Raw genomic sequence first — 18,238 nt, forward strand, 5'->3', positions numbered from 1 at the left:
TGTCAGATGATGCCGACGATCTGAAGCTTGCTCTCCAGCGTCTCCCGGTCGAACGGCTTCATGATATATTCGTCTGCCCCCGCGTCGATCGCGGCGCGGATATGCGCCATGCCATTCTCGGTGGTGCAGAACACGATACGCGGCCGCCGTTCCAGATTGGCGTCCTTGAGCGCGCGCAGAAAATCCATCCCGCTCATCACCGGCATGTTCCAGTCGAGCAGGACGACATCGGGCACCTGCGCCTGGCACATTTCCAGCGCCTCGCGCCCGTCCCCGGCCTCGCGCACCTCGAGATCGAGCGTCTCGAGAATATGCCGTGCGACCTTGCGGATCACCTTTGAGTCATCGACGACGAGACAGGTCTTCATGCGGCACGCCTTGTTTACGGCGACACCGGCGGCATCGCAGGTTCAGCATAAGGCCATGAAAGTAAGGGAGAGGTTAAGCGATCATGAGGCCAGTGCGGCCGGGTGCGGGATCAATCGATGCAGATCGAGGACCAGCAGCGGTTCGCCGTCGCGCACCACGATCCCGTCGGTCGCCTGCGCCCAGCGCCCGTCGCGCGGCGGCGCGTGCGGAACGGCGCTGCTCTCGAAGGTCTCGATATCCTCCAGTTCCTCGATCAGCATCGCGTAATAATGGCCATCGCGGCCGGTGATGACCGCGCGCCGGACTTCGCCCGTGCTAGGCTCCAGCCCCAGCGCCAGCCGCGTGTCGATCACGGTCACGACCCGGCTGCGCAGCGCGGTCAACCCGCGCACGCAAGGATCGGCGCGCGGCACGGCGACGATGTCGCCGATATCGACCACCGAATCGACCTGATCGGCGTCGAACACCACGCCCTGGCCCGCGATCCGGGCGATGAGATAGAGCGCCATCAGCGCCCTCCCCGCCGGACATGGCCCGCCAGCGCGGCGATCACCGCCGACCGGTCATAACGATAGACGCTGTCGGCGTTCGGTGGAGCCTCCCGGTCGCGACGCAGGCGCACCACCGGCGTATCGGATGGCGCGACGGCGATCGCCTCGTCCTCCAGCACCAGGCGGACCGCCGCGGCCCCGTCGCTCGGCGCGGTCAGCACGCAGCGATAGCCATGCGCTTCCAGCACGGGGCGCAGGAAGCGGTCCATCCAACCGGCTCCCGCTCCCTCCAGCACGCAGAGCGGCGATGCGGGCGCGTCGATCGTTACCGGCGCGTCCCGGAAGAAGAACAGTGGATCGCAGATCTCGATCACCTCACCATGCAACACCGCGACGCCCAGGATCGTCCCGCCATCCTCCGCCGCGGCGATTTCGGCGGGAAGCTGGACGATCTCCAGCGCGCCCGCGACGGCATAGGCGCATTCGCTGTCGCCATCGGTCAGGCGCAACACCTCGACCGGCGGTCCGTCGCCGGCCAACAGCCGGAGATCGTCGCCGATATGATGCAGCGGCACGGTGCCCTCGCCCACCATGAGGCGGGTCTGGCCGTTCGAGCGATGGATCGCGCTGCGCTCCACCTTGTCCACCCGGTCGATCGCGCCCAGCGGCATGGCGCGGCGTGCGCCGTCCAGATCCTCGAACAAAAGCGCCGGATTGGCGATTTCCGCCGCCTCGGCGTCCGACAGCGCGATCGGTTCGCGCTGGAACCGCAACCCCGCCGCCTGCGCCAGGCCGCCACCGTCGAGCAGCAGCATGGGCAGCCCGCTGTCGGGCAGCGTCTGCCCCGCATACAGGCCCGTGGTCATCACGACCGGCACGGCGGGCTTGACCACGACCTCCTCGGTGTCCAGCACATCGTCGACGCCCAGCGCATAATGGCCATCGCGCGTCGCGACGATCACCAGCGTGGCCGGCCGCGTCTCCCCCAGCCCAAGAAACGGGCCGAGCGGCAGCATCGGCAGGCGACGGCCGCGCACCGTGGCGATCTCGATCGAACCGACCGGGTCGATCCGCACCTGATCGCCGCGCACCTTGACGATCTCCTCGATCGCCTGACGCGCCAGGGCGAAACGCTGCCCCCCGACCGCGAGGACGATCGTCGACATGATCGACAGCGTGAGCGGCACCCGGATGCTGATCATCAGCCCCCGACCCGGGCGGTTGTCCAGCGCGACGCGGCCGCCGACATGCTCGATATTGGCGCGCACCACATCCATGCCGACACCCCGCCCCGACACCGCCGACACCTCGTCGCGGCTGCTCAGGCCGGGCGCGAAGATCAGCGCCTGTTTCTGTGCCAGCGTCATTGCCGCGACTTCGGCGGCACTGTGCAACCCGCTTGCCACCGCCTTGGCCGCGACGCGGGCAATATCGATGCCCGCCCCGTCATCCTCAACCTCGATGACGATCTGGTTGCCCGACTGGCGCGCGCCGACCCGGATCTGCCCGGTGGGCGACTTGCCCTTGCGACGGCGCTCGGCCGGCGTTTCGATGCCATGGTCGATCGCGTTGCGGATGATGTGGATCAGCGGATCGCGCATCATCTCGACCATTTCGCGGTCGAGGTCGACGTCGCTTCCCTCGATCGTCAGGTTGATCGCCTTGCCCAGGCCGGCGGCGGTGTCGCGGACCATGCGCGGCAAGGCGGAGAAGAGCGCCTCCACCTTCTGCATCCGGGTGCGCGTCACCGTGTCACGCATGTCCGCGACCGTGAGCGACAGCCGTTCCAGCGCGGCTTCGACACGGGGATCGATCCCCTCTTCGCGCAGGCGCCGGGCAAGTTCGTTGCGCGCCAGCACCATGTCGGACATGCCGTTCATCATCTGGTCGAGCAGATCGACGCTCAGGCGAATGCTGCGCGGTGCACTGCGCGCCGTCGTCGCGGCGGCGGGGGCGACGGGCGCGGCCGTCGCATCGCCGGGCCTGACGGTCAGGGCGGCGATCAGCGCCTCGTCATCCGAATCGGCGGGCGGCACACCGGCCGCGATGGCTTCCACGATCGCCTCGATCCGGTCGACGACGGCCAGCACCGCACTGACCAGCGCGGTATCCGGTACCCGCGCATCGTCGCGCACCGCCGCCAGCACATCCTCGGCCGCATGGCTCAACCGGGCCAGCCGCGGCAGATCGAGAAAGCCGCAACTTCCCTTCACCGTATGGACGAAGCGAAAGATCGAATCGAGCCGCGCCCGGTCGCCTGGGTCCGCTTCCCACGCCACGATCTCACCGGACAGCGCGTCCAGCGTCTCGCGTGTCTCGGCAATGAATTCCTGCAGCAGATCGTCCATATATCCCCAAGGGACGGAGAAATCTCCGCCCCTCTCATGCCGCCACAAGATTAAGGGAAGTTTACCCTGCGCGGATCGCGGCGCCCAGAATCATGGTATTGGGCGCCGGCTCGGTCACCAGCGTCATGCCGCCATGCTCGGTGGTCAGCGTGTGGACCAGGAAGGCCGGGGCGGTGCGCGATCCCAGCGGCTCGGCCCCCTGCCCCTCCATCAGCGTCCGGCGGATCTCTGGATCGAGCAGGATGCGCGGCCCCTCAATCCGGATCGCGATCTCGATCGCCTCGCGCCCGGCCTCGGCCCCGATGTCGATCGTTCCACCGCGCGACAGCGCCTCGATCGCGATCAGCGCCAGATTGACCAGAATCCGGACGGCGGGCTTGGGCAGCGCCGGCGCCTCGACCAGCCAGCCCAGGGCCGTGCGGCGATTGTCGACCAGCAACCCCTCGACCGCCGCCTTGGCCTCGCTCATGTCGACCCGGTCGGCAAAGCCGCCACCCGCGCCGAACGCCAGGCGGAAGAATTTCAGCTTGTTGGCCGACGCGCGCGCGCTGTCCGCCAGCAATTCCATGCACCGCGCGCGCATGGCCGGATCGGTCTCGTCGGCGAGCAGTTCCAGCCCGTTGTTAAGCGCGCCTACCGGCGACAAAAGATCGTGGCACAGTCGCGAACACAACAGGCTCGCGAAATCCACCGGGCTTACCGTCATGCAAAATCCCTTGATGAAGCGTCTCTTTCTGGCGCGACTGGCGGTTCGGCGCAAGCGAGCGTGACCGGATCGAACCGGCCATGGCGTCGGCCCATCGCGACCGCGCGCCAGCCGGTGACCCGTCCGCCGCCCGCGATCAGCCATATCGCGCCATCGGGCGCGGCGTCCGCGGCATCGCGCGCCGAGGGTTCGGCCAGCCCCGTGGGGTGCGAATGATAATGGCCAAGGACCGCCGGGCCGCCGCCCCGCGCGGCGCGATGCGCGGCGATCAGCGCGACCGGATCGATCTCGAACCGATGCCAGGGCTCAGACGAAATATTGGCGCATGGGCGCGCCGCGACCACCCTGTTCCCTTCGCCCAGCAACAACCCGCATATCTCGGCACCCCGCGACGCGGCGGCCGCGGCGCGAATGAAGTCCAGCACATCGCTTGAAATCGTTACGGTCATGCCCAAATAGCGCTAGCCTATGGTTCGGGGGGTTTCCATCATCGATGCGCGGATCGCGCCCACAGCGGATGGCTGGCGGCTGGATCGCGCGCTGGCCGATGCGGTGCCGACCCTGTCGCGCGAACGGCTCAAGGTCCTGATCGCCAGCGGCGCGGTGACGCGCGAAGGGGCGATGGCACGCGACCCCGCCAAGCGCGCGGCGGCAGGCGATATCTTTCAGGTGTCCGTCCCCGCCCCGACCCCGGCGCATAACGAGCCGCAGGATATTCCGCTGGTCATTGCTTACGAGGACGAGCATCTGATCGTCATCGACAAGCCCGCCGGGCTGGTCGTGCATCCGGCGGCGGGCAATCTGGACGGGACGCTGGTCAACGCGCTGCTGCATCATTGCGGCGGCTCGCTGTCGGGGATCGGCGGCGTCGCGCGGCCCGGCATCGTCCACCGGATCGACAAGGATACGTCGGGCCTGATGGTCGCGGCCAAGACCGACCGCACGCATGAGGGGCTGGCCAAACAGTTCGCCGCGCATTCAATCGACCGCCGCTACCGCGCGATCACCGGGGGCATCCCGCGCCCGGCCGACGGCACGGTCGACGCCCCGCTGGCGCGCAGTCCGCAGAATCGGAAGAAGGTGGCGATCGTGCAGGGCGGCAAACGCGCCGTCACCCACTATCGCACCATCGAGAAGCTGCGCGACGCCGCGCTGGTCGAATGCCGGCTGGAGACGGGGCGCACGCATCAGGTGCGGGTGCATATGCAATCGCTGGGTCACGCCTTGCTGGGCGACCCGGTCTATGGTAGAACAAAGGGTGCTCAAAAAGCCCTGCTCGACCAGCTCGATTTCCGGCGACAGGCGCTGCATGCGGCGCATCTGGGCTTTATTCATCCCATAAGCGGTAACGCTTTGGCGTTTGAGAGCGCGATGCCCGCCGATATGCAGGAACTGTTCAGTCGGCTTCACGTATAGCAGAGGACCGCCTCGCGCCCGGCGACGGGGCAGACGGAATGACGCTCCAGAAAGGGAGATAAGGATCATGGCAAAAGGCAGCAACGTCCCGGCGACGATTCCTGCACTCGGCGGGGAGCAGTCGCTCAACCGCTATCTGGCCGAGATCAAGAAATTCCCGATCCTTGCCCCGGAGCAGGAATATATGCTCGCCAAGCGCTTTCAGGAGCATGGCGACCCGGAGGCGGCGGCGCAGCTCGTCACCTCGCACCTGCGTCTCGTGGCCAAGATCGCGATGGGCTATCGCGGCTATGGCCTGCCCACCTCCGAGCTGATCTCCGAGGGCAATATCGGCCTGATGCAGGGCGTGAAGAAGTTCGAGCCGGATCGCGGCTTCCGCCTGGCGACCTATGCGATGTGGTGGATCCGCGCCTCGATCCAGGAATATATCCTGCGCTCGTGGAGCCTGGTGAAGATGGGCACCACGGCGGCGCAGAAGAAGCTGTTCTTCAACCTGCGCCGGATGAAGTCGAAGCTCGACGCGTTCGAGGACGGCGACCTGCGGCCCGAGGATGTGACCAAGATCGCCACCGATCTGGGCGTCAACGAGGATGAGGTCATCAGCATGAACCGCCGCATGGCGATGGGGGGCGACACCTCGCTCAACGTCTCGATGCGCGAGGATGGCGAGGGCCAGTGGCAGGACTGGCTGGCCGATGACGCGCCGCTCCAGGACACGGTGGTCGCCGAACAGCAGGAGGCGGATGTCCGCCACGACATGCTGGTCAGCGCGATGGACGACCTGAACGACCGCGAGAAGCACATCCTGACCGAGCGTCGCCTGACCGACGACCCCAAGACACTGGAAGAGCTGAGCCAGGTGTATGGCGTCAGCCGCGAGCGTGTCCGCCAGATCGAGGTCCGCGCGTTCGAAAAGCTGCAAAAGGCGATGATGCGCATCGCCGGTGAAAAGCGGCTGCTGGCGGCGGCGTGAGCCAGCCCGGGCCGCCGCCCCGTCCGGTGGCGGCCCGCGGAATCCCGCCTCGGCCACCCCGTGCCGAGGCGGAAGCATAAGGGCAGACCGATGCGCACGATTGGCTTGATCGGCGGCATGAGCTGGGAAAGCTCGGCCGAATATTACCGGCTTATCAATCAAGGCGTTCGCGAGAGGATGGGCGCCACCGCATCGGCATCCTGCCTGCTATGGTCGTTCAATTTCGCGGAGATCGAAGCGCTCCAGCACAAGGGCGACTGGAACGGCCTGACCGCGCGCATGACCGACGCGGCGCAGCGGCTGGAGGCGGCCGGTGCCGATTTCCTGATGATCTGCACTAACACCATGCATCGGACCGCTCCCGCCGTCCAGGCCGCCGTGACCGTTCCGCTGCTGCACATCGCCGATCCCACGGCGGAGCGGATCAAGGCCAGCGCTCTGCATAGCGTCGGCCTGCTCGGCACCGCATTCACAATGGAACAGGAATTCTACAAGGGACGGTTGTCCGAGCGTCACGGTCTCGACGTCATCATTCCCGATGCAGCCGACCGGGCGACGGTGCACCGGGTCATTTACGACGAACTGGTCGCGGGCAAGATCCTCGCGCCATCCCGCGAAGCCTATCGCGCGATCATCCGCCGTCTGGTCGAGCGGGGCGCGCAAGCGATCATCCTGGGTTGCACCGAAATCATGCTGCTGGTGGGGCCCGATGACAGCCCCGTACCCATTTTCGATACGACGGCGGTGCATGCCGAGGCGGCCGTCGCCATGGCGCTTGCCGACTGACCATCCGCCCAGCGAAAAAGGCCCCGGCTTTCGCCAAGGGCCTTTCGATCCTGCCGATGCTCCTTCCTCACCGGATCGGCGAGTTGGGATCCAGCCGCATGTCCAGATAACGGTCCACCGACCCCATCAGCTCGGGCATCTCATGCTCGAAGAAGTGGTTCGCCTTGGGAATGGTGTCGTGATGGATGGTGATGTGCTTCTGGGTGCGCAGCTTGTCGACCAGCTTCTGCGTCGCCGCCGGGGTCGCGACCTCGTCGCCCTCGCCCTGGATGATGATGCCCGAGGAAGGGCACGGCGCCAGGAAGGTGAAGTCGTACATGTTGGCGGGCGGCGCGACCGAGATGAAACCGCGGATTTCCGGGCGACGCATCAGCAGCTGCATCCCGATCCACGCGCCGAAGCTGACGCCCGCGATCCAGGTGGTCGACGCCTCCGGGTGGAAGCTCTGCACCCAGTCGAGCGCCGAGGCGGCGTCGGACAGTTCGCCGATCCCGTTGTCGAACGCGCCCTGGCTCTTGCCCACGCCGCGGAAGTTGAAGCGCAGCGTGGCGAAGCCGCGCCGCTGGAACGTCTTGTAGAGTTCCTGGACGATGCGGTTGTTCATCGTGCCGCCCGCATTGGGGTGCGGGTGAAGGATCATCGCGACGGGCGCGCGGGGACGGGGTGCGGGGGCGAAACGGCCTTCGAGGCGGCCTTCGGGGCCGGGGAAAATGACTTCAGGCATCAAAACTCGCCGATCTGGAAGGGCGCTGGTGGAGCGCCCGGAACGTTGCGCTATATAGGCCGGGACGCCATTTTCGCAATTGTTCGATCATTTCAGCGACGGAACATCCCCTGTCTTCTCCTCCCCCACGCCTGTATCTGGACCATGCCGCGACGAGCCCGATGACCGAGGCGGCGCTCGCCGCTTTGGCGCAAGGATGCGCGCTCTGGGCCAATCCCTCATCCCCCCATGCCGAAGGGCGTGTCGCGAGACGCGCGCTGGAGGAGGCCCGCGCTGGCATCGCCCGCGCGCTGGGATGGGAACACGACATCCTGTTCACCAGCGGCGCAAGCGAGTCGCTGGCCATCGCGCTGACCCGCTCGATGGCGGGCCGGCATTTTGTCGGTGCGATCGACCATGACGCGGTGCTGCGCGCGGCACCCGACGCGATGGTGATGCCGGCCGGGCCCGACGGCCTGCTCCGGCTGCCCGATCTGGAGGGCCCCCGCGCGGTCGTGACGGTCCAATGGGCCAATAGCGAAACCGGCGTGCGCCAGCCCGTTGCCGAACTGGCCGACACGATCCACGCCGCCGGGCATATCCTGCTGGTCGACGCCGCGCAGATGCCCGCGGGCGCCGACCCGGAGGTGATCGCCCATGCCGATCTGGTCGCGCTGTCGGCGCACAAGCGCGGCGGCCCGGCAGGGGTCGGCGCGCTGCTGGTCCGCGACCTGGCGCTGCTGGCCCCGACCGGCGGGCAGGAGCGCGGCTATCGCCCGGGCACCGAAAATATGCCCGGCGTGCTGGCCTATGCCGCCGCGCTCGCCGAGCCGGAGCCCGACCACAGCGAACTCCGCGCCTATTGCGACGATGCGATCCGCCGCTCGGGCGGGATCGTGGTCGCGGATGACAGCCGGCGCCACCCGGCCATCGCCAGCTATCACATGCCCGGCAAGCCATCCGCCGCGCAACTGATCCAGTTCGACCTGGCGCAAATCTCGGTCTCGGCGGGCAGCGCCTGCGCCAGTGGCAGCCTGAAGCCCAGCCATGTGCTGGCCGCGCTCGGCTGGTCGGTGGAGGCAGGGCGCGAGGTGGTGCGGGTCAGCTTCGGCCGGACGACGACGCGCGCGGATGTCGACCGCTTCGTCGCCGCCTGGCGCGCGATCGCACGCGGCAAGCGGGTGGAGGCTGCATGATCTATCTCGATTACCAGGCGACCACGCCGCTCGCCCCCGAGGCCCTGCGCGCGATGCTCCCCTGGCTGGAACAGGGGCACGCCAATCCCCATTCCGCGCACCGGGCCGGACGACAGGCGCGCGCAGCGGTCGAGGTGGCGCGCGATCAGGTCGCCGCGCTGCTGCCGCCCGGCGGACGGGTGGTGTTCACCAGTGGCGCGACCGAGGCGCTGAACTGGGCCATCAAAGGCGTGGGCATGGACGCGGGCAAGAGCGCGGGCGGCGGGATCGTCACGACCGCGATCGAACATGCCGCCGTGCTCGACACCGCACATGCGACCGGCCGTCCGCTGACCATCCTGCCGGTCGACAGCGATGGACTGATCGCGCCCGAGACCGTCAGGGAAGGCACCGGGCTGGTCGCGGCGATGCTGGTCAACAACGAGATCGGTACGGTCCAGCCCGTCGCGGCGCTGGCCCGCGCAGCCCACCTGGCGGGAGCATGGATGCTGTGCGATGCCGTACAGGGCTATGGCCGGATCGCGATCCCCGACGACGTGGATCTGGTTGCGCTGTCTGCGCACAAGATCCATGGCCCCAAGGGGATCGGCGCGCTTTGGATCCGCGACGGCATCACCCTGCCCCCGCTGCTCCATGGTGGCGACCAGGAAGGCGGACGGTCCGGCACGCTCAGCCCCGCGCTCTGTGCCGGGTTCGGCGCGGCGGCCAAATTGATGGCGGCGCGGCAGGACGCGGACAGCGCGCACGTGGCACACCTCTGGGCGCTGGCGATCGAACGGCTTGGCCCCGGCTGGACGATCAACGGTTCGACCGAGCGGCGCTATCACGGCAATCTCAATATCCGGCGCGACGGGCTGGATGTCGCGCGCCTGATGTCCGACTGCCGCGACATCGCCTTTTCCGCCGGAAGCGCCTGCGCCAGCGGGTCGGGACGCCCAAGCCATGTGCTGACCGCGCTGGGCCTGACCGACGCCCAGGTGAAATCCTCGATCCGGCTGGGCTTTGGCCGCTGCACGACCGAGGCGGAGCTGACGCAGGGCATCGACCAGCTCGTCGATGCCGCCGGGGCGCAACGGCGATGATCGCACTGACCTTCCTGGCCCGCGACGGCTCCCCCATGGTCGTCCGCGCCGCGCCGGGCGAGACTCTGCTGCAAGCGGGGCAGCGCGCGGGGCAGCCGCTGGAGGGCACATGCGGCGGACACATGGCCTGCGCGACCTGCCACCTCCTGATCGATCCGGCTTTTGCGGACCGCCTCGTCCCGCCATCGGCGGAAGAGGAGGACATGCTCGACCTCGTTCCCAGTGCGACGCGGCATAGTCGCCTGGCCTGTCAGGTCCGGCTGAGCGAGGCACTCGACGGAATGACCGCCCGCCTTCCCTGAACCGGCGATAACCGACCGGTTCAGTACGCGATCATCGGCCGTCCGCCATGGTCCTCCCATGCTCGCTGCAAGGCGGGTCTACCGGGAGTAAAGCATATGAAATTCATGTCTGTTCTGGGAGCGGGACTGATCGCCGTTGCCGGTCTTTGCGTCGCCGCCCCTGCCGCCGCCGCACCGCATGGACCGCATGACCGTTGGGGGCCGGGTCCGGGGCCCGGGCCGGGTCATGGCCCGGGCTGGGACCGAGGGCCCGGTTGGGACCATGGGCCGGGCTGGGATCGCGGGCCGGGCTGGCATCACCGGGGACCCGGCTGGGATCGTGGACCGGGCTGGCATCATCGCGGCCCCGGCTGGGATCGCGGCCCCGGCTGGGATCGCGGCCCCGGCTGGGATCGCGGGCCGGGCTGGCGCGGCTATGACCGGCCGCGCGTCGTTTGCCGCTGGGTCCGGACCTGGGATGGGCCAGAGCGTCGGTGCTTCCGCCGCTGATCCGCCAGCGCGCTTGATCGGATGGCGTCCGTGATCCGATGACAGGACCGACGGGGCCGGTGGGATAAGGGCTTGATCCCCCGGCCCCGTTTCGCCATATGCGCGGCGGGAGTCGGGCGGACGTGGTCGTCGCCAACCCGGTCAGGTCCTGACGGAAGCAGCCGTAACGATTTCGCTGCGGGTCGTCCCGGCTCCCACTTTCTCCACATGATTTCGATCGTCTTGACGACCATCCGGTGCGCATCCGGCGATGGTCGCCCGCACGATTCTACCTGACGTCGAAGGCCGAAACGCCTATGTTGGACCGTGATGATTTCCCAAACCGCCATTCGACGCTCACGGCATGACTGATTCGTTCGATCTGGGCGAACCGCCCCGGCCCGCAGCCAAGGCCGAGGCGTATCGTGTCCTCGCACGCAAATATCGGCCGCAGACCTTCGACGCGCTGATCGGCCAGGACGCGATGGTCCAGACGCTGGGCAATGCGATCAAGCGCGACCGGCTGGCCCATGCTTTCCTGATGACCGGCGTGCGCGGGGTCGGCAAGACCTCGACCGCGCGGCTGATCGCCAAGGCGCTGAACTGTATCGGCCCCGACGGCAGCGGCGGCCCGACGATCAGCCCGTGCGGGGTGTGCGAACCTTGCCGCGCCATCGCCGAGGGCCGCCATATCGACGTGATCGAGATGGACGCGGCGAGCCATACCGGCGTCGACGATGTGCGCGAGATCATCGAGGCGTCGCGCTATGCTGCGGTCTCGGCGCGGTTCAAGATCTACATCGTGGACGAAGTCCATATGCTCTCCAAGAACGCCTTCAACGCGCTGTTGAAGACGCTGGAGGAGCCGCCCGCGCATGTGAAGTTCCTGTTCGCCACGACCGAGGTGAACAAGGTGCCGATCACCGTCCTGTCGCGCTGCCAGCGGTTCGACCTGCGGCGGATCACTGCGGACAAGCTGGCCGCGCATTTCGCCGAGATCTGCGAGAAGGAAGGCGTCAGCGCCGAAGAGGAAGCGCTGATGCTGGTCGCGCGCGCGGCGGAGGGGTCGGCGCGCGATGGCCTGTCGATTCTCGACCAGGCGATCGCCCATGCCGATCTGGAGGGCGGCGGCGTCACCGCGCAGGCGGTGCGCGACATGCTCGGCCTGTCGGATCGCGGCGCGGTGCGCGACCTGCTCGGCCTGATCCTGAACGGCGACAGCGCGGGCGCGCTCGCCTCGCTGCGGCGGCAATATGATTATGGCGTCGACCCGCAATCGGTGCTGCGCGCGCTGCTGGAAACGGTCCACGGCATCACCCTGACCAAGGTCGGCACCCCGCCCGACGCCGCACAGCCGATGGAGGAACGCGCCGCCCGCGAGGAATGGGCGGGCACGCTCGGTTTCCCCGCGCTCCACCGCCTGTGGCAATTGTTCCTGAAAGGCCATGACGAGGTTGCCCGCGCCGCGCTGCCCATCGAGGCGGCGGAAATGGCGCTGCTTCGCGCGATCCATGCCTCCACCCTGCCCGATCCGGGCGAACTGGCGCGCCAGATCCGCGATGGCGGCGTGACCGCTGCCGCCACTGCGCCGACGGTCATGCCGCAGGCCGCGCCCGCCCCCGCGCCGGTGGCCATCGCGCCGCCCACCCCGGCCGAACCCGAACCGTCCCGGCTGCCCGACAGCTTCATCGCGATGATCGATCGGCTGGACGATCTGGGCCAGTTGGCGCTGGCCGCGCGGTTGCGCCACGGTGCGCGCCTCGTGCGCTATGCCCCGCCGGAGATCGTGTTCAGCGGATCGCGACCGATCGCGGCCGATACGCTGGCCGAACTGATGGCGGCGCTGAAGACTGCCACGGGACAGGTCTGGCGCGTGACGCTGGAGGATGTGCCCGGCGAACCGACGCTGCACGAACAGCAGGTCGCCGCCGAGGACGCGATCAGGACCGCCGCGTGGGAATCGGACATGGTCCGCGCCGCGCGCGAGGCTTTCCCCGAGGCCGAATTGATGGAATGGCCCGGCAAACGCAGTGTGAACGGAGCATGATGTGAAGAATCTCGACGAAATCCTGGCGATGGCCCAGAACGTCCAGAACGAACTGCAAAAGGCGCAGGCCAATCTCGACACGATCGAGGTGGAGGGCGTTTCGGGCGGTGGACTGGTCAAGGTGAAGGCCTCGGCCAAGGGCCGGATCATCGGCATCGCGATCGACGACTCGCTGATGCAGCCCTCCGAAAAGGGAATGCTGGAGGATCTGCTGGCCGCCGCCATCAACGATGCGCGGGCCAAGGCCGACACCGCGTCGGGCGCGGAAATGTCGAAGATGACAAATGGCCTGCCACTGCCGCCGGGCTTCAAGCTGCCCTTCTGATTTCGGGAACGCAATCATCGGCCATGGCGTTGCAGCCTCCATCACCAGAGGAGGGAATGTCATGGCCGATGAACGCATTACCGAGACTCAAGGGTCTCAGCCGCACACCACGATCATCGAACGCCGCAGCGGCGGCGGCGGCATGGCGATCGCCATCGTCCTGCTGATTGCGGTGCTGGTCGGAGGCTTCTACCTTTTCAGTCGGGGCGGAGCGGAAAATCGCCGCGATGCGGCCATCACCTCTGCCGCCAAGAGTGTCGGCCACACCGCCGAAAAGGCCGGGGACGCCATCTCCAGCGGCGGCAAATAATCGTGCCGGCTCCCGGCCCGGGCAACCTGTCGCCCGCCGGGAGCAACCACAACGCGCCGATCCCGACATCCGGTATCAGTCCATCGCGTCGGGATTTTCAGGCCTGGTGTCAAAGGGTTGCGCCCGTCTCTTGCAGAGCGAGAATCGGGCAACGGCGCTATAAGAGGCAGGCATCCAGTCGCTGGCGCCTCACCACCCCGACATAGCGCGCGATCACATTGCCGTGTTTACGCACGAAGCCGGTCGGGTCCACCGCATCGCGCTTCTTGGGCAGCGGCAGGACGGCGGCGATCCGGGCGGCTTCGATCGGCGACAGGTGCGACGCATCATGCCCGAAATAGCGCATCGCCCCCGCATTGGCTCCATAGGTGCCGATGCCCGTCTCCGCGATGTTGAGATACACCTCCATGATCCGCCGCTTGCCCCAGAGATGCTCGATCAGGAAGGTGAACCACGCCTCGAACGCCTTGCGGACATAACCGCCATTCTGGAACAGGAACGCATTCTTCGCGGTCTGCTGGCTGATCGTCGAGCCCCCCCGGATCCGCCCGCCCTTCGCGTTGCGCATCGCGGCATTCTCGATCGCCCTGATGTCGAAGCCATGGTGCGAACAGAAGCGCGCATCCTCCCCCGCGATGGCCGCCCGCGCCATGTCGGGGTCCATCTCGGACAGCGGCATCCAGTCCTTGGTGACGCCACGCCCGTTCATCACATCGCCCAGCATGGTGAAGGTGAAGGGCGGCGGCACGAAGCGGTACATGCCGACCCACACGACACTCAGGATCACAAAGGCGAATATGGCCTTCACGGCCCAGCGAGCGATGCGGAACATAGAAGCGGCTCCTAGCGGGGTTTTCGGGACAGGTCACTTGGGTCACCCGCCGCAAAACGCCTCCCCTGGCAGGGACGAGTGTCGCATTGCGCTCAGACCATCCAGATCAGCACATTCCCCACCAGCACCGCCGCCATCACCAGCATCAGCACGCCCTTGGACCGATCGCCGCGCCGGATCGTCACGACCCCTCCTGCGACACAGGCGAAGGCCGCGAGCATCGCAAGCGCGGGTGCTGCCTGGGCGATCCCTTCCATCACCCCGCCAGCACGCGGGCATAGGCGGCGCGATCGACATTGCCGCCCGACAACAGCAGCAGCATATTCTCCTCCGCCGCGACCTTGCCCGACAGCAGCGCGGCGAGCGCCGCCGCACCGCCCGGCTCGATCACCAGCCGCATCCGATCGGCGGCGAAGCGCTGCGCCGCCGCGATCTCGGCCTCGCTGACCGCGACGCCCTCCGCCCCGCGCCGGGCCAGCACCTCGAAGGTCAATGGCGACACGCGCGGCGTCTGGAGCGCGTCGCAGGCGGTCGGCGGCGGATTGTCGCCCACCGGCTCGATCCATCCGGCCTCCAGCGAGCGACGCATATCGTCCCACCCCTCCGGCTCGACCACCGTCACCTTCGCCTCCGGCAGGGCCAGCGCGAGGCCGGCGGCCAGTCCGCCGCCACCACAGGGCGTCACCACATGCCCCGGCGCGCCCAGTCCGCGCGCGGCCATCTGCGCCGCCGCCTCGATCCCGACGCTCCCCTGCCCCTCGATCACCCAGGGGTCGTCGAAGCTCGGCACCAGGGTCGCCCCGCGCGCCTCGGCGAGTCGGCGGCCGATCAGTTCGCGGCTCTCGGTCGCCCGGTCATAATCGACGATCTCGGCGCCGAGCGCGAGCGTGCCTTCCCGCTTCGAGGCCGGGGCGTCGGCGGGCATCACGATCGTCGCCGCGATTCCCAGCCGCCTCGCGGCCCAGGCGATTCCCTGCGCATGATTGCCGGAGGAGAAGGCAACCACGCCGCGCGCCCGCGATTCCGCATCAAGAGCGGTTAACCGATGCCACGCGCCGCGCAATTTGAACGCGCCGATCGGCTGCAGGTTCTCGGCCTTGAAAACCACCGTCTTGCCATTGATTTTCAAAGGAAAGATCGGCGATGGCGGCAGGATGCGCGCCAGCTTTTCCGCGGCGTCGCGAACCCCGGCCCTGGTCGGTTGTCTTAATATTGTCACTTTTTATCTCCGTCCCCCACTCTACCGCTTTACATTCCAAACAGCGGACCCTATTTCGCGCCTCCGCTGCCCCATGGGACTTCCAACCGCAAGGCAGCTTTTTGTCACCGTATGCCGTCAGGCAATTGGAGGTCCCTTGAGTTGCACCAGAATCATCGCGCGCTGGGGCTAGCTGCCCACTCGACCGCCGTTCCCTCCTGCCTGGAGCGCGGCATCGACATCGCCAAGCGTCGTCCGGCGGATCCGGTCACGCTGCTTCGCCCGCACGCCGCTGCGCGCGCCGCCCGATTCTTCGTCGAGAAGTTTCCGGGCCGGCCGATGTATGCGGTGAAGGCGAACCCGTCGCCGGATCTCATCCAGATCCTGTGGGACAATGGCGTCACCCATTTCGACACCGCGTCGATCGCGGAAGTGCGGATGGTGAAGTCGGTCGTTCCCGACGCGACCTGCTGCTTCATGCATCCGGTCAAGTCCGAGGAGGCCATCGCCGAGGCGTATTTCACGCACGGCGTCCGCACCTACTCGCTCGACAGCCTGGAAGAGCTGGCGAAGATCGTCCGCGCCACCCAGGGCGCGACCGACCTGACGCTGTGCGTCCGCATGCGCGTGTCGTCCGAGTACGCCAAGCTCAGCCTGGGGTCGAAGTTCGGCGTCAGCCTGGAAGAGTCGAAGGACCTGCTGATCGCGACCCGCCAGGTCGCCGATGCCCTCGGCATCTGCTTCCATGTCGGCAGCCAGACCATGACCCCCGACGCCTATTCGGCGGCGATGGAGCGGGTGCGCGCGGCGATCGTCGGGGCGGCGGTAACCGTCGACGTGATCGATGTCGGCGGCGGCTTCCCCTCGGCCTATCCGGGCATGACCCCGCCGCCGCTGGAGCGTTTCTTCGAGACGATCCACCGCGCGTTCGAGAGCCTGCCGGTGTCCTATTCGGCCGAACTCTGGGCCGAGCCGGGCCGCGCGCTGTGCGCCGAATACTCGTCGGTCGTGGTGCGCGTCGAGCGTCGTCGCGGGCATGAGCTGTACATCAATGACGGGGCGTATGGCGCGCTGTTCGATGCGGCGCATATCGGGTGGAAATATCCGGTCCAGCTGCTCCGCGAACCGGATTCCGACGCACGCGACATGGACTTCAGCTTCTGGGGCCCAACCTGCGACGATCTCGATTTCATGCAGGGTCCGTTCCCGCTGCCCGCGGACACGAACACCGGCGATTATTTCGAGATCGGGATGCTGGGCGCCTATGGCCAGGCCATGCGCACCCAGTTCAACGGCTTCACCTGCCACGAATTCGTGGTGACGGACGACGAACCGATGCTGTCGGTCTATCGCCAGGACGAGGTCGAGCCGGTCCGCCCGGCCAACGTCGTCAAGCTGTAACCCAGCGACCTTAGCACGCCTATATCCCCTTCCGCTTCGGCGGGAGGGGAATGGGGTGGCATTGCGGCGTTCGTCGCGATAAGGCCCCTTCCCATTCCGGTCCCGCGCGATCGTGCAGGGCCGGGCCAGCCGGGTTACCGCGTCCCCAATAACGACGACGGCTTCTCGATGATGATGGAACCATCATGACCGACACGATCAACGACAACCGTAAGGCCGAACTGCTCTCCAGCGTGGTCGAGCATATCGACATCACCACGTTCGACGCCCGCCCTATCATCGATTCGATGGGCAAGATGAGCTTCACCAGCCGCGACCTGGCGCGCGCGACCGGCATCTACAACCAGATGCTGGCCGACAAGGACTGCTCGATCTTCCTCGTCATCGCGGGCTCGACCTCGGCGGGCGGCTGCATGGACCTCTATGCGGAACTGCTGCGCTCGAACATGATCGACGGCGTGGTCGCGACCGGCGCATCGATCGTCGACATGGATTTCTTCGAGGGGCTCGGCCACAAGCATTATCAGGCACTGGAAGTGCCGGACGACAACACGCTGCGCTCGCTCTACATCGACCGCATCTATGACACCTATATCGACGAAGAGCAGCTTCAGGATTGCGACCACACGATCGGCCAGATCGCCGACTCGCTCGAGCCGCGCCCCTATTCGAGCCGCGCCTTCATCCGTGAGATGGGCAAGTATCTGTCAGAGCACGGCAAGAAGGACAACAGCCTCGTCAAGTTGGCCTATGAGCATGACGTGCCGATCTTCTGCCCGGCCTTTGTCGATTCGTCGGCGGGCTTTGGCCTGGTGAAGCATCAGGTCGAGCGGATGAAGGAAAACAAGCCCTATATGGTGCTCGACGCCGTGGCGGACTTTCGTGAACTGACTGACATCAAGATCAAGGCGGGCACCACCGGGCTGCTCATGATCGGCGGCGGCGTTCCGAAGAATTTCATCCAGGACACGGTCGTTTGCGCCGAGATCCTGGGCCATGACGATGTCGAAATGCACAAATATGCGGTGCAGATCACGGTCGCCGATGTTCGTGACGGCGCCTGCTCGTCTTCGACGCTGAAGGAAGCGGCGAGCTGGGGCAAGGTAGACACGGCCCTCGAACAGATGGTATTCGCCGAAGCCGGTTCAGTCATGCCGCTTCTCGCCTCCGACGCGTATCACCGCGGCCATTGGCGTGAGCGCGCCAAGCGTCGTTGGGGGGCGATTTTCGATTAATGATAGCATTTCTGGGACGGGAGCAGCTTGCCTATCTCATTATGGGCGCT

The 18,238-nt window shown here is 67.2% G+C and carries 20 protein-coding genes and 1 other RNA gene; 12 read left to right on the forward strand and 9 right to left on the reverse strand.

Features of this window, described 5'->3' with window-relative positions; all coding sequences use genetic code 11:
* Positions 1 to 2 precede the first annotated feature (2 nt).
* From RN629_RS07215 to RN629_RS07235, 5 genes are all read right to left on the reverse strand, one after another.
* Entirely contained in the window at positions 3 to 368 is a 366-nt protein-coding gene (locus RN629_RS07215; RefSeq protein ID WP_407034594.1) for a response regulator, read from the reverse strand.
* 81 nt (positions 369 to 449) lie between these two features.
* The gene (locus RN629_RS07220; protein ID WP_407034595.1) at positions 450 to 878 is read right to left on the reverse strand and encodes a chemotaxis protein CheW; all 429 of its coding nucleotides are present in this window, start codon (positions 876 to 878) and stop codon (positions 450 to 452) included.
* A complete protein-coding gene (locus tag RN629_RS07225; RefSeq protein ID WP_407034596.1) occupies positions 878 to 3,208 on the reverse strand; it encodes a chemotaxis protein CheA in 2,331 nt (776 codons plus the stop codon). The genes RN629_RS07220 and RN629_RS07225 overlap by 1 nt, the downstream gene beginning before the upstream one ends.
* 61 nt (positions 3,209 to 3,269) lie before the next feature.
* A complete protein-coding gene (locus tag RN629_RS07230; RefSeq protein ID WP_407034597.1) occupies positions 3,270 to 3,914 on the reverse strand; it encodes a histidine phosphotransferase family protein in 645 nt (214 codons plus the stop codon).
* Positions 3,911 to 4,363, reverse strand: a complete 453-nt coding sequence (locus RN629_RS07235) for a M67 family metallopeptidase (protein WP_407034598.1) — start codon at positions 4,361 to 4,363, stop codon at positions 3,911 to 3,913. The genes RN629_RS07230 and RN629_RS07235 overlap by 4 nt, the downstream gene beginning before the upstream one ends.
* A 19-nt stretch (positions 4,364 to 4,382) precedes the next feature.
* On the opposite strand from RN629_RS07235, the gene RN629_RS07240 reads away from it, so the two are divergent.
* The 3 genes from RN629_RS07240 to RN629_RS07250 all read left to right on the forward strand — a co-directional run bounded on the left by RN629_RS07240 (position 4,383) and on the right by RN629_RS07250 (position 7,089).
* On the forward strand, positions 4,383 to 5,330 hold the full coding sequence (locus RN629_RS07240; RefSeq protein WP_407034599.1) for an RluA family pseudouridine synthase: 948 nt from the start codon (positions 4,383 to 4,385) through the stop codon (positions 5,328 to 5,330).
* A gap of 67 nt (positions 5,331 to 5,397) precedes the next feature.
* Positions 5,398 to 6,303 (forward strand): RNA polymerase sigma factor RpoH, encoded by a 906-nt coding sequence (gene rpoH / locus RN629_RS07245; RefSeq protein ID WP_058717786.1) that lies wholly within the window; start codon positions 5,398 to 5,400, stop codon positions 6,301 to 6,303.
* A gap of 90 nt (positions 6,304 to 6,393) precedes the next feature.
* A complete protein-coding gene (locus RN629_RS07250) occupies positions 6,394 to 7,089 on the forward strand; it encodes an aspartate/glutamate racemase family protein (protein ID WP_407034600.1) in 696 nt (231 codons plus the stop codon).
* 67 nt (positions 7,090 to 7,156) lie between these two features.
* Here the strand turns inward: RN629_RS07250 and RN629_RS07255 are convergent, their stop codons facing one another.
* A complete protein-coding gene (locus RN629_RS07255; protein WP_407034601.1) occupies positions 7,157 to 7,813 on the reverse strand; it encodes an alpha/beta hydrolase in 657 nt (218 codons plus the stop codon).
* Between the two features lie 161 nt (positions 7,814 to 7,974).
* Here RN629_RS07255 and RN629_RS07260 point away from each other — a divergent pair, with 161 nt between their 5' ends.
* The 7 genes from RN629_RS07260 to RN629_RS07290 all read left to right on the forward strand — a co-directional run bounded on the left by RN629_RS07260 (position 7,975) and on the right by RN629_RS07290 (position 13,522).
* On the forward strand, positions 7,975 to 8,988 hold the full coding sequence (locus tag RN629_RS07260; protein WP_407034602.1) for a cysteine desulfurase family protein: 1,014 nt from the start codon (positions 7,975 to 7,977) through the stop codon (positions 8,986 to 8,988).
* A complete protein-coding gene (locus RN629_RS07265) occupies positions 8,985 to 10,070 on the forward strand; it encodes a cysteine desulfurase family protein (RefSeq protein ID WP_407034603.1) in 1,086 nt (361 codons plus the stop codon). The genes RN629_RS07260 and RN629_RS07265 overlap by 4 nt, the downstream gene beginning before the upstream one ends.
* The gene (locus RN629_RS07270) at positions 10,067 to 10,372 is read left to right on the forward strand and encodes a 2Fe-2S iron-sulfur cluster-binding protein (protein ID WP_407034604.1); all 306 of its coding nucleotides are present in this window, start codon (positions 10,067 to 10,069) and stop codon (positions 10,370 to 10,372) included. Before RN629_RS07265 ends, RN629_RS07270 begins: the two co-directional genes overlap by 4 nt.
* A 593-nt stretch (positions 10,373 to 10,965) precedes the next feature.
* Positions 10,966 to 11,063, forward strand: an RNA gene (ffs, locus tag RN629_RS07275) — signal recognition particle sRNA small type.
* 141 nt (positions 11,064 to 11,204) lie between these two features.
* Positions 11,205 to 12,887, forward strand: a complete 1,683-nt coding sequence (locus RN629_RS07280; protein WP_407034605.1) for a DNA polymerase III subunit gamma/tau — start codon at positions 11,205 to 11,207, stop codon at positions 12,885 to 12,887.
* A gap of 1 nt (position 12,888) precedes the next feature.
* The gene (locus RN629_RS07285; RefSeq protein ID WP_407034606.1) at positions 12,889 to 13,212 is read left to right on the forward strand and encodes a YbaB/EbfC family nucleoid-associated protein; all 324 of its coding nucleotides are present in this window, start codon (positions 12,889 to 12,891) and stop codon (positions 13,210 to 13,212) included.
* A gap of 61 nt (positions 13,213 to 13,273) precedes the next feature.
* The gene (locus RN629_RS07290) at positions 13,274 to 13,522 is read left to right on the forward strand and encodes a hypothetical protein (protein WP_407034607.1); all 249 of its coding nucleotides are present in this window, start codon (positions 13,274 to 13,276) and stop codon (positions 13,520 to 13,522) included.
* A gap of 157 nt (positions 13,523 to 13,679) precedes the next feature.
* Here the strand turns inward: RN629_RS07290 and mtgA are convergent, their stop codons facing one another.
* The 3 genes from mtgA to RN629_RS07305 all read right to left on the reverse strand — a co-directional run bounded on the left by mtgA (position 13,680) and on the right by RN629_RS07305 (position 15,573).
* Positions 13,680 to 14,354, reverse strand: a complete 675-nt coding sequence (mtgA, locus tag RN629_RS07295) for a monofunctional biosynthetic peptidoglycan transglycosylase (protein ID WP_407034608.1) — start codon at positions 14,352 to 14,354, stop codon at positions 13,680 to 13,682.
* A gap of 92 nt (positions 14,355 to 14,446) precedes the next feature.
* Positions 14,447 to 14,611, reverse strand: coding sequence for a hypothetical protein (locus tag RN629_RS07300; RefSeq protein WP_407034609.1), 165 nt, complete (start codon positions 14,609 to 14,611; stop codon positions 14,447 to 14,449).
* Positions 14,611 to 15,573, reverse strand: a complete 963-nt coding sequence (locus RN629_RS07305) for a threonine ammonia-lyase (RefSeq protein ID WP_407034610.1) — start codon at positions 15,571 to 15,573, stop codon at positions 14,611 to 14,613. Before RN629_RS07305 ends, RN629_RS07300 begins: the two co-directional genes overlap by 1 nt.
* A 141-nt stretch (positions 15,574 to 15,714) precedes the next feature.
* On the opposite strand from RN629_RS07305, the gene RN629_RS07310 reads away from it, so the two are divergent.
* The gene (locus RN629_RS07310; protein WP_407034611.1) at positions 15,715 to 16,953 is read left to right on the forward strand and encodes a type III PLP-dependent enzyme; all 1,239 of its coding nucleotides are present in this window, start codon (positions 15,715 to 15,717) and stop codon (positions 16,951 to 16,953) included.
* 185 nt (positions 16,954 to 17,138) lie between these two features.
* Entirely contained in the window at positions 17,139 to 18,188 is a 1,050-nt protein-coding gene (locus tag RN629_RS07315) for a 1,9-bis(guanidino)-5-aza-nonane synthase (RefSeq protein WP_407034612.1), read from the forward strand.
* The last annotated feature ends 50 nt before the right edge of the window (positions 18,189 to 18,238 follow it).

The sequence above is a fragment of the Facivitalis istanbulensis genome (assembly GCF_040560405.1).
GTDB classification, from domain to species: Bacteria; Pseudomonadota; Alphaproteobacteria; order Sphingomonadales; family Sphingomonadaceae; genus Sphingomonas; species Sphingomonas istanbulensis.

Bases quoted from the DNA above. Each gene is read 5' to 3' on its own strand.
- RN629_RS07315 (WP_407034612.1), top strand. From the start codon at position 17,139: ATGACCGACACGATCAACGACAACCGTAAGGCCGAACTGCTCTCCAGC.
- mtgA (WP_407034608.1), bottom strand. From the start codon at position 14,354: ATGTTCCGCATCGCTCGCTGGGCCGTGAAGGCCATATTCGCCTTTGTG.
- RN629_RS07225 (WP_407034596.1), bottom strand. From the start codon at position 3,208: ATGGACGATCTGCTGCAGGAATTCATTGCCGAGACACGCGAGACGCTG.
- RN629_RS07260 (WP_407034602.1), top strand. From the start codon at position 7,975: ATGACCGAGGCGGCGCTCGCCGCTTTGGCGCAAGGATGCGCGCTCTGG.
- RN629_RS07220 (WP_407034595.1), bottom strand. From the start codon at position 878: ATGGCGCTCTATCTCATCGCCCGGATCGCGGGCCAGGGCGTGGTGTTC.
- RN629_RS07280 (WP_407034605.1), top strand. From the start codon at position 11,205: ATGACTGATTCGTTCGATCTGGGCGAACCGCCCCGGCCCGCAGCCAAG.
- RN629_RS07290 (WP_407034607.1), top strand. From the start codon at position 13,274: ATGGCCGATGAACGCATTACCGAGACTCAAGGGTCTCAGCCGCACACC.
- RN629_RS07265 (WP_407034603.1), top strand. From the start codon at position 8,985: ATGATCTATCTCGATTACCAGGCGACCACGCCGCTCGCCCCCGAGGCC.
- RN629_RS07235 (WP_407034598.1), bottom strand. From the start codon at position 4,363: ATGACCGTAACGATTTCAAGCGATGTGCTGGACTTCATTCGCGCCGCG.
- RN629_RS07240 (WP_407034599.1), top strand. From the start codon at position 4,383: ATGGTTCGGGGGGTTTCCATCATCGATGCGCGGATCGCGCCCACAGCG.
- RN629_RS07250 (WP_407034600.1), top strand. From the start codon at position 6,394: ATGCGCACGATTGGCTTGATCGGCGGCATGAGCTGGGAAAGCTCGGCC.
- RN629_RS07270 (WP_407034604.1), top strand. From the start codon at position 10,067: ATGATCGCACTGACCTTCCTGGCCCGCGACGGCTCCCCCATGGTCGTC.
- RN629_RS07300 (WP_407034609.1), bottom strand. From the start codon at position 14,611: ATGGAAGGGATCGCCCAGGCAGCACCCGCGCTTGCGATGCTCGCGGCC.
- RN629_RS07255 (WP_407034601.1), bottom strand. From the start codon at position 7,813: ATGCCTGAAGTCATTTTCCCCGGCCCCGAAGGCCGCCTCGAAGGCCGT.
- RN629_RS07230 (WP_407034597.1), bottom strand. From the start codon at position 3,914: ATGACGGTAAGCCCGGTGGATTTCGCGAGCCTGTTGTGTTCGCGACTG.
- rpoH (WP_058717786.1), top strand. From the start codon at position 5,398: ATGGCAAAAGGCAGCAACGTCCCGGCGACGATTCCTGCACTCGGCGGG.
- RN629_RS07215 (WP_407034594.1), bottom strand. From the start codon at position 368: ATGAAGACCTGTCTCGTCGTCGATGACTCAAAGGTGATCCGCAAGGTC.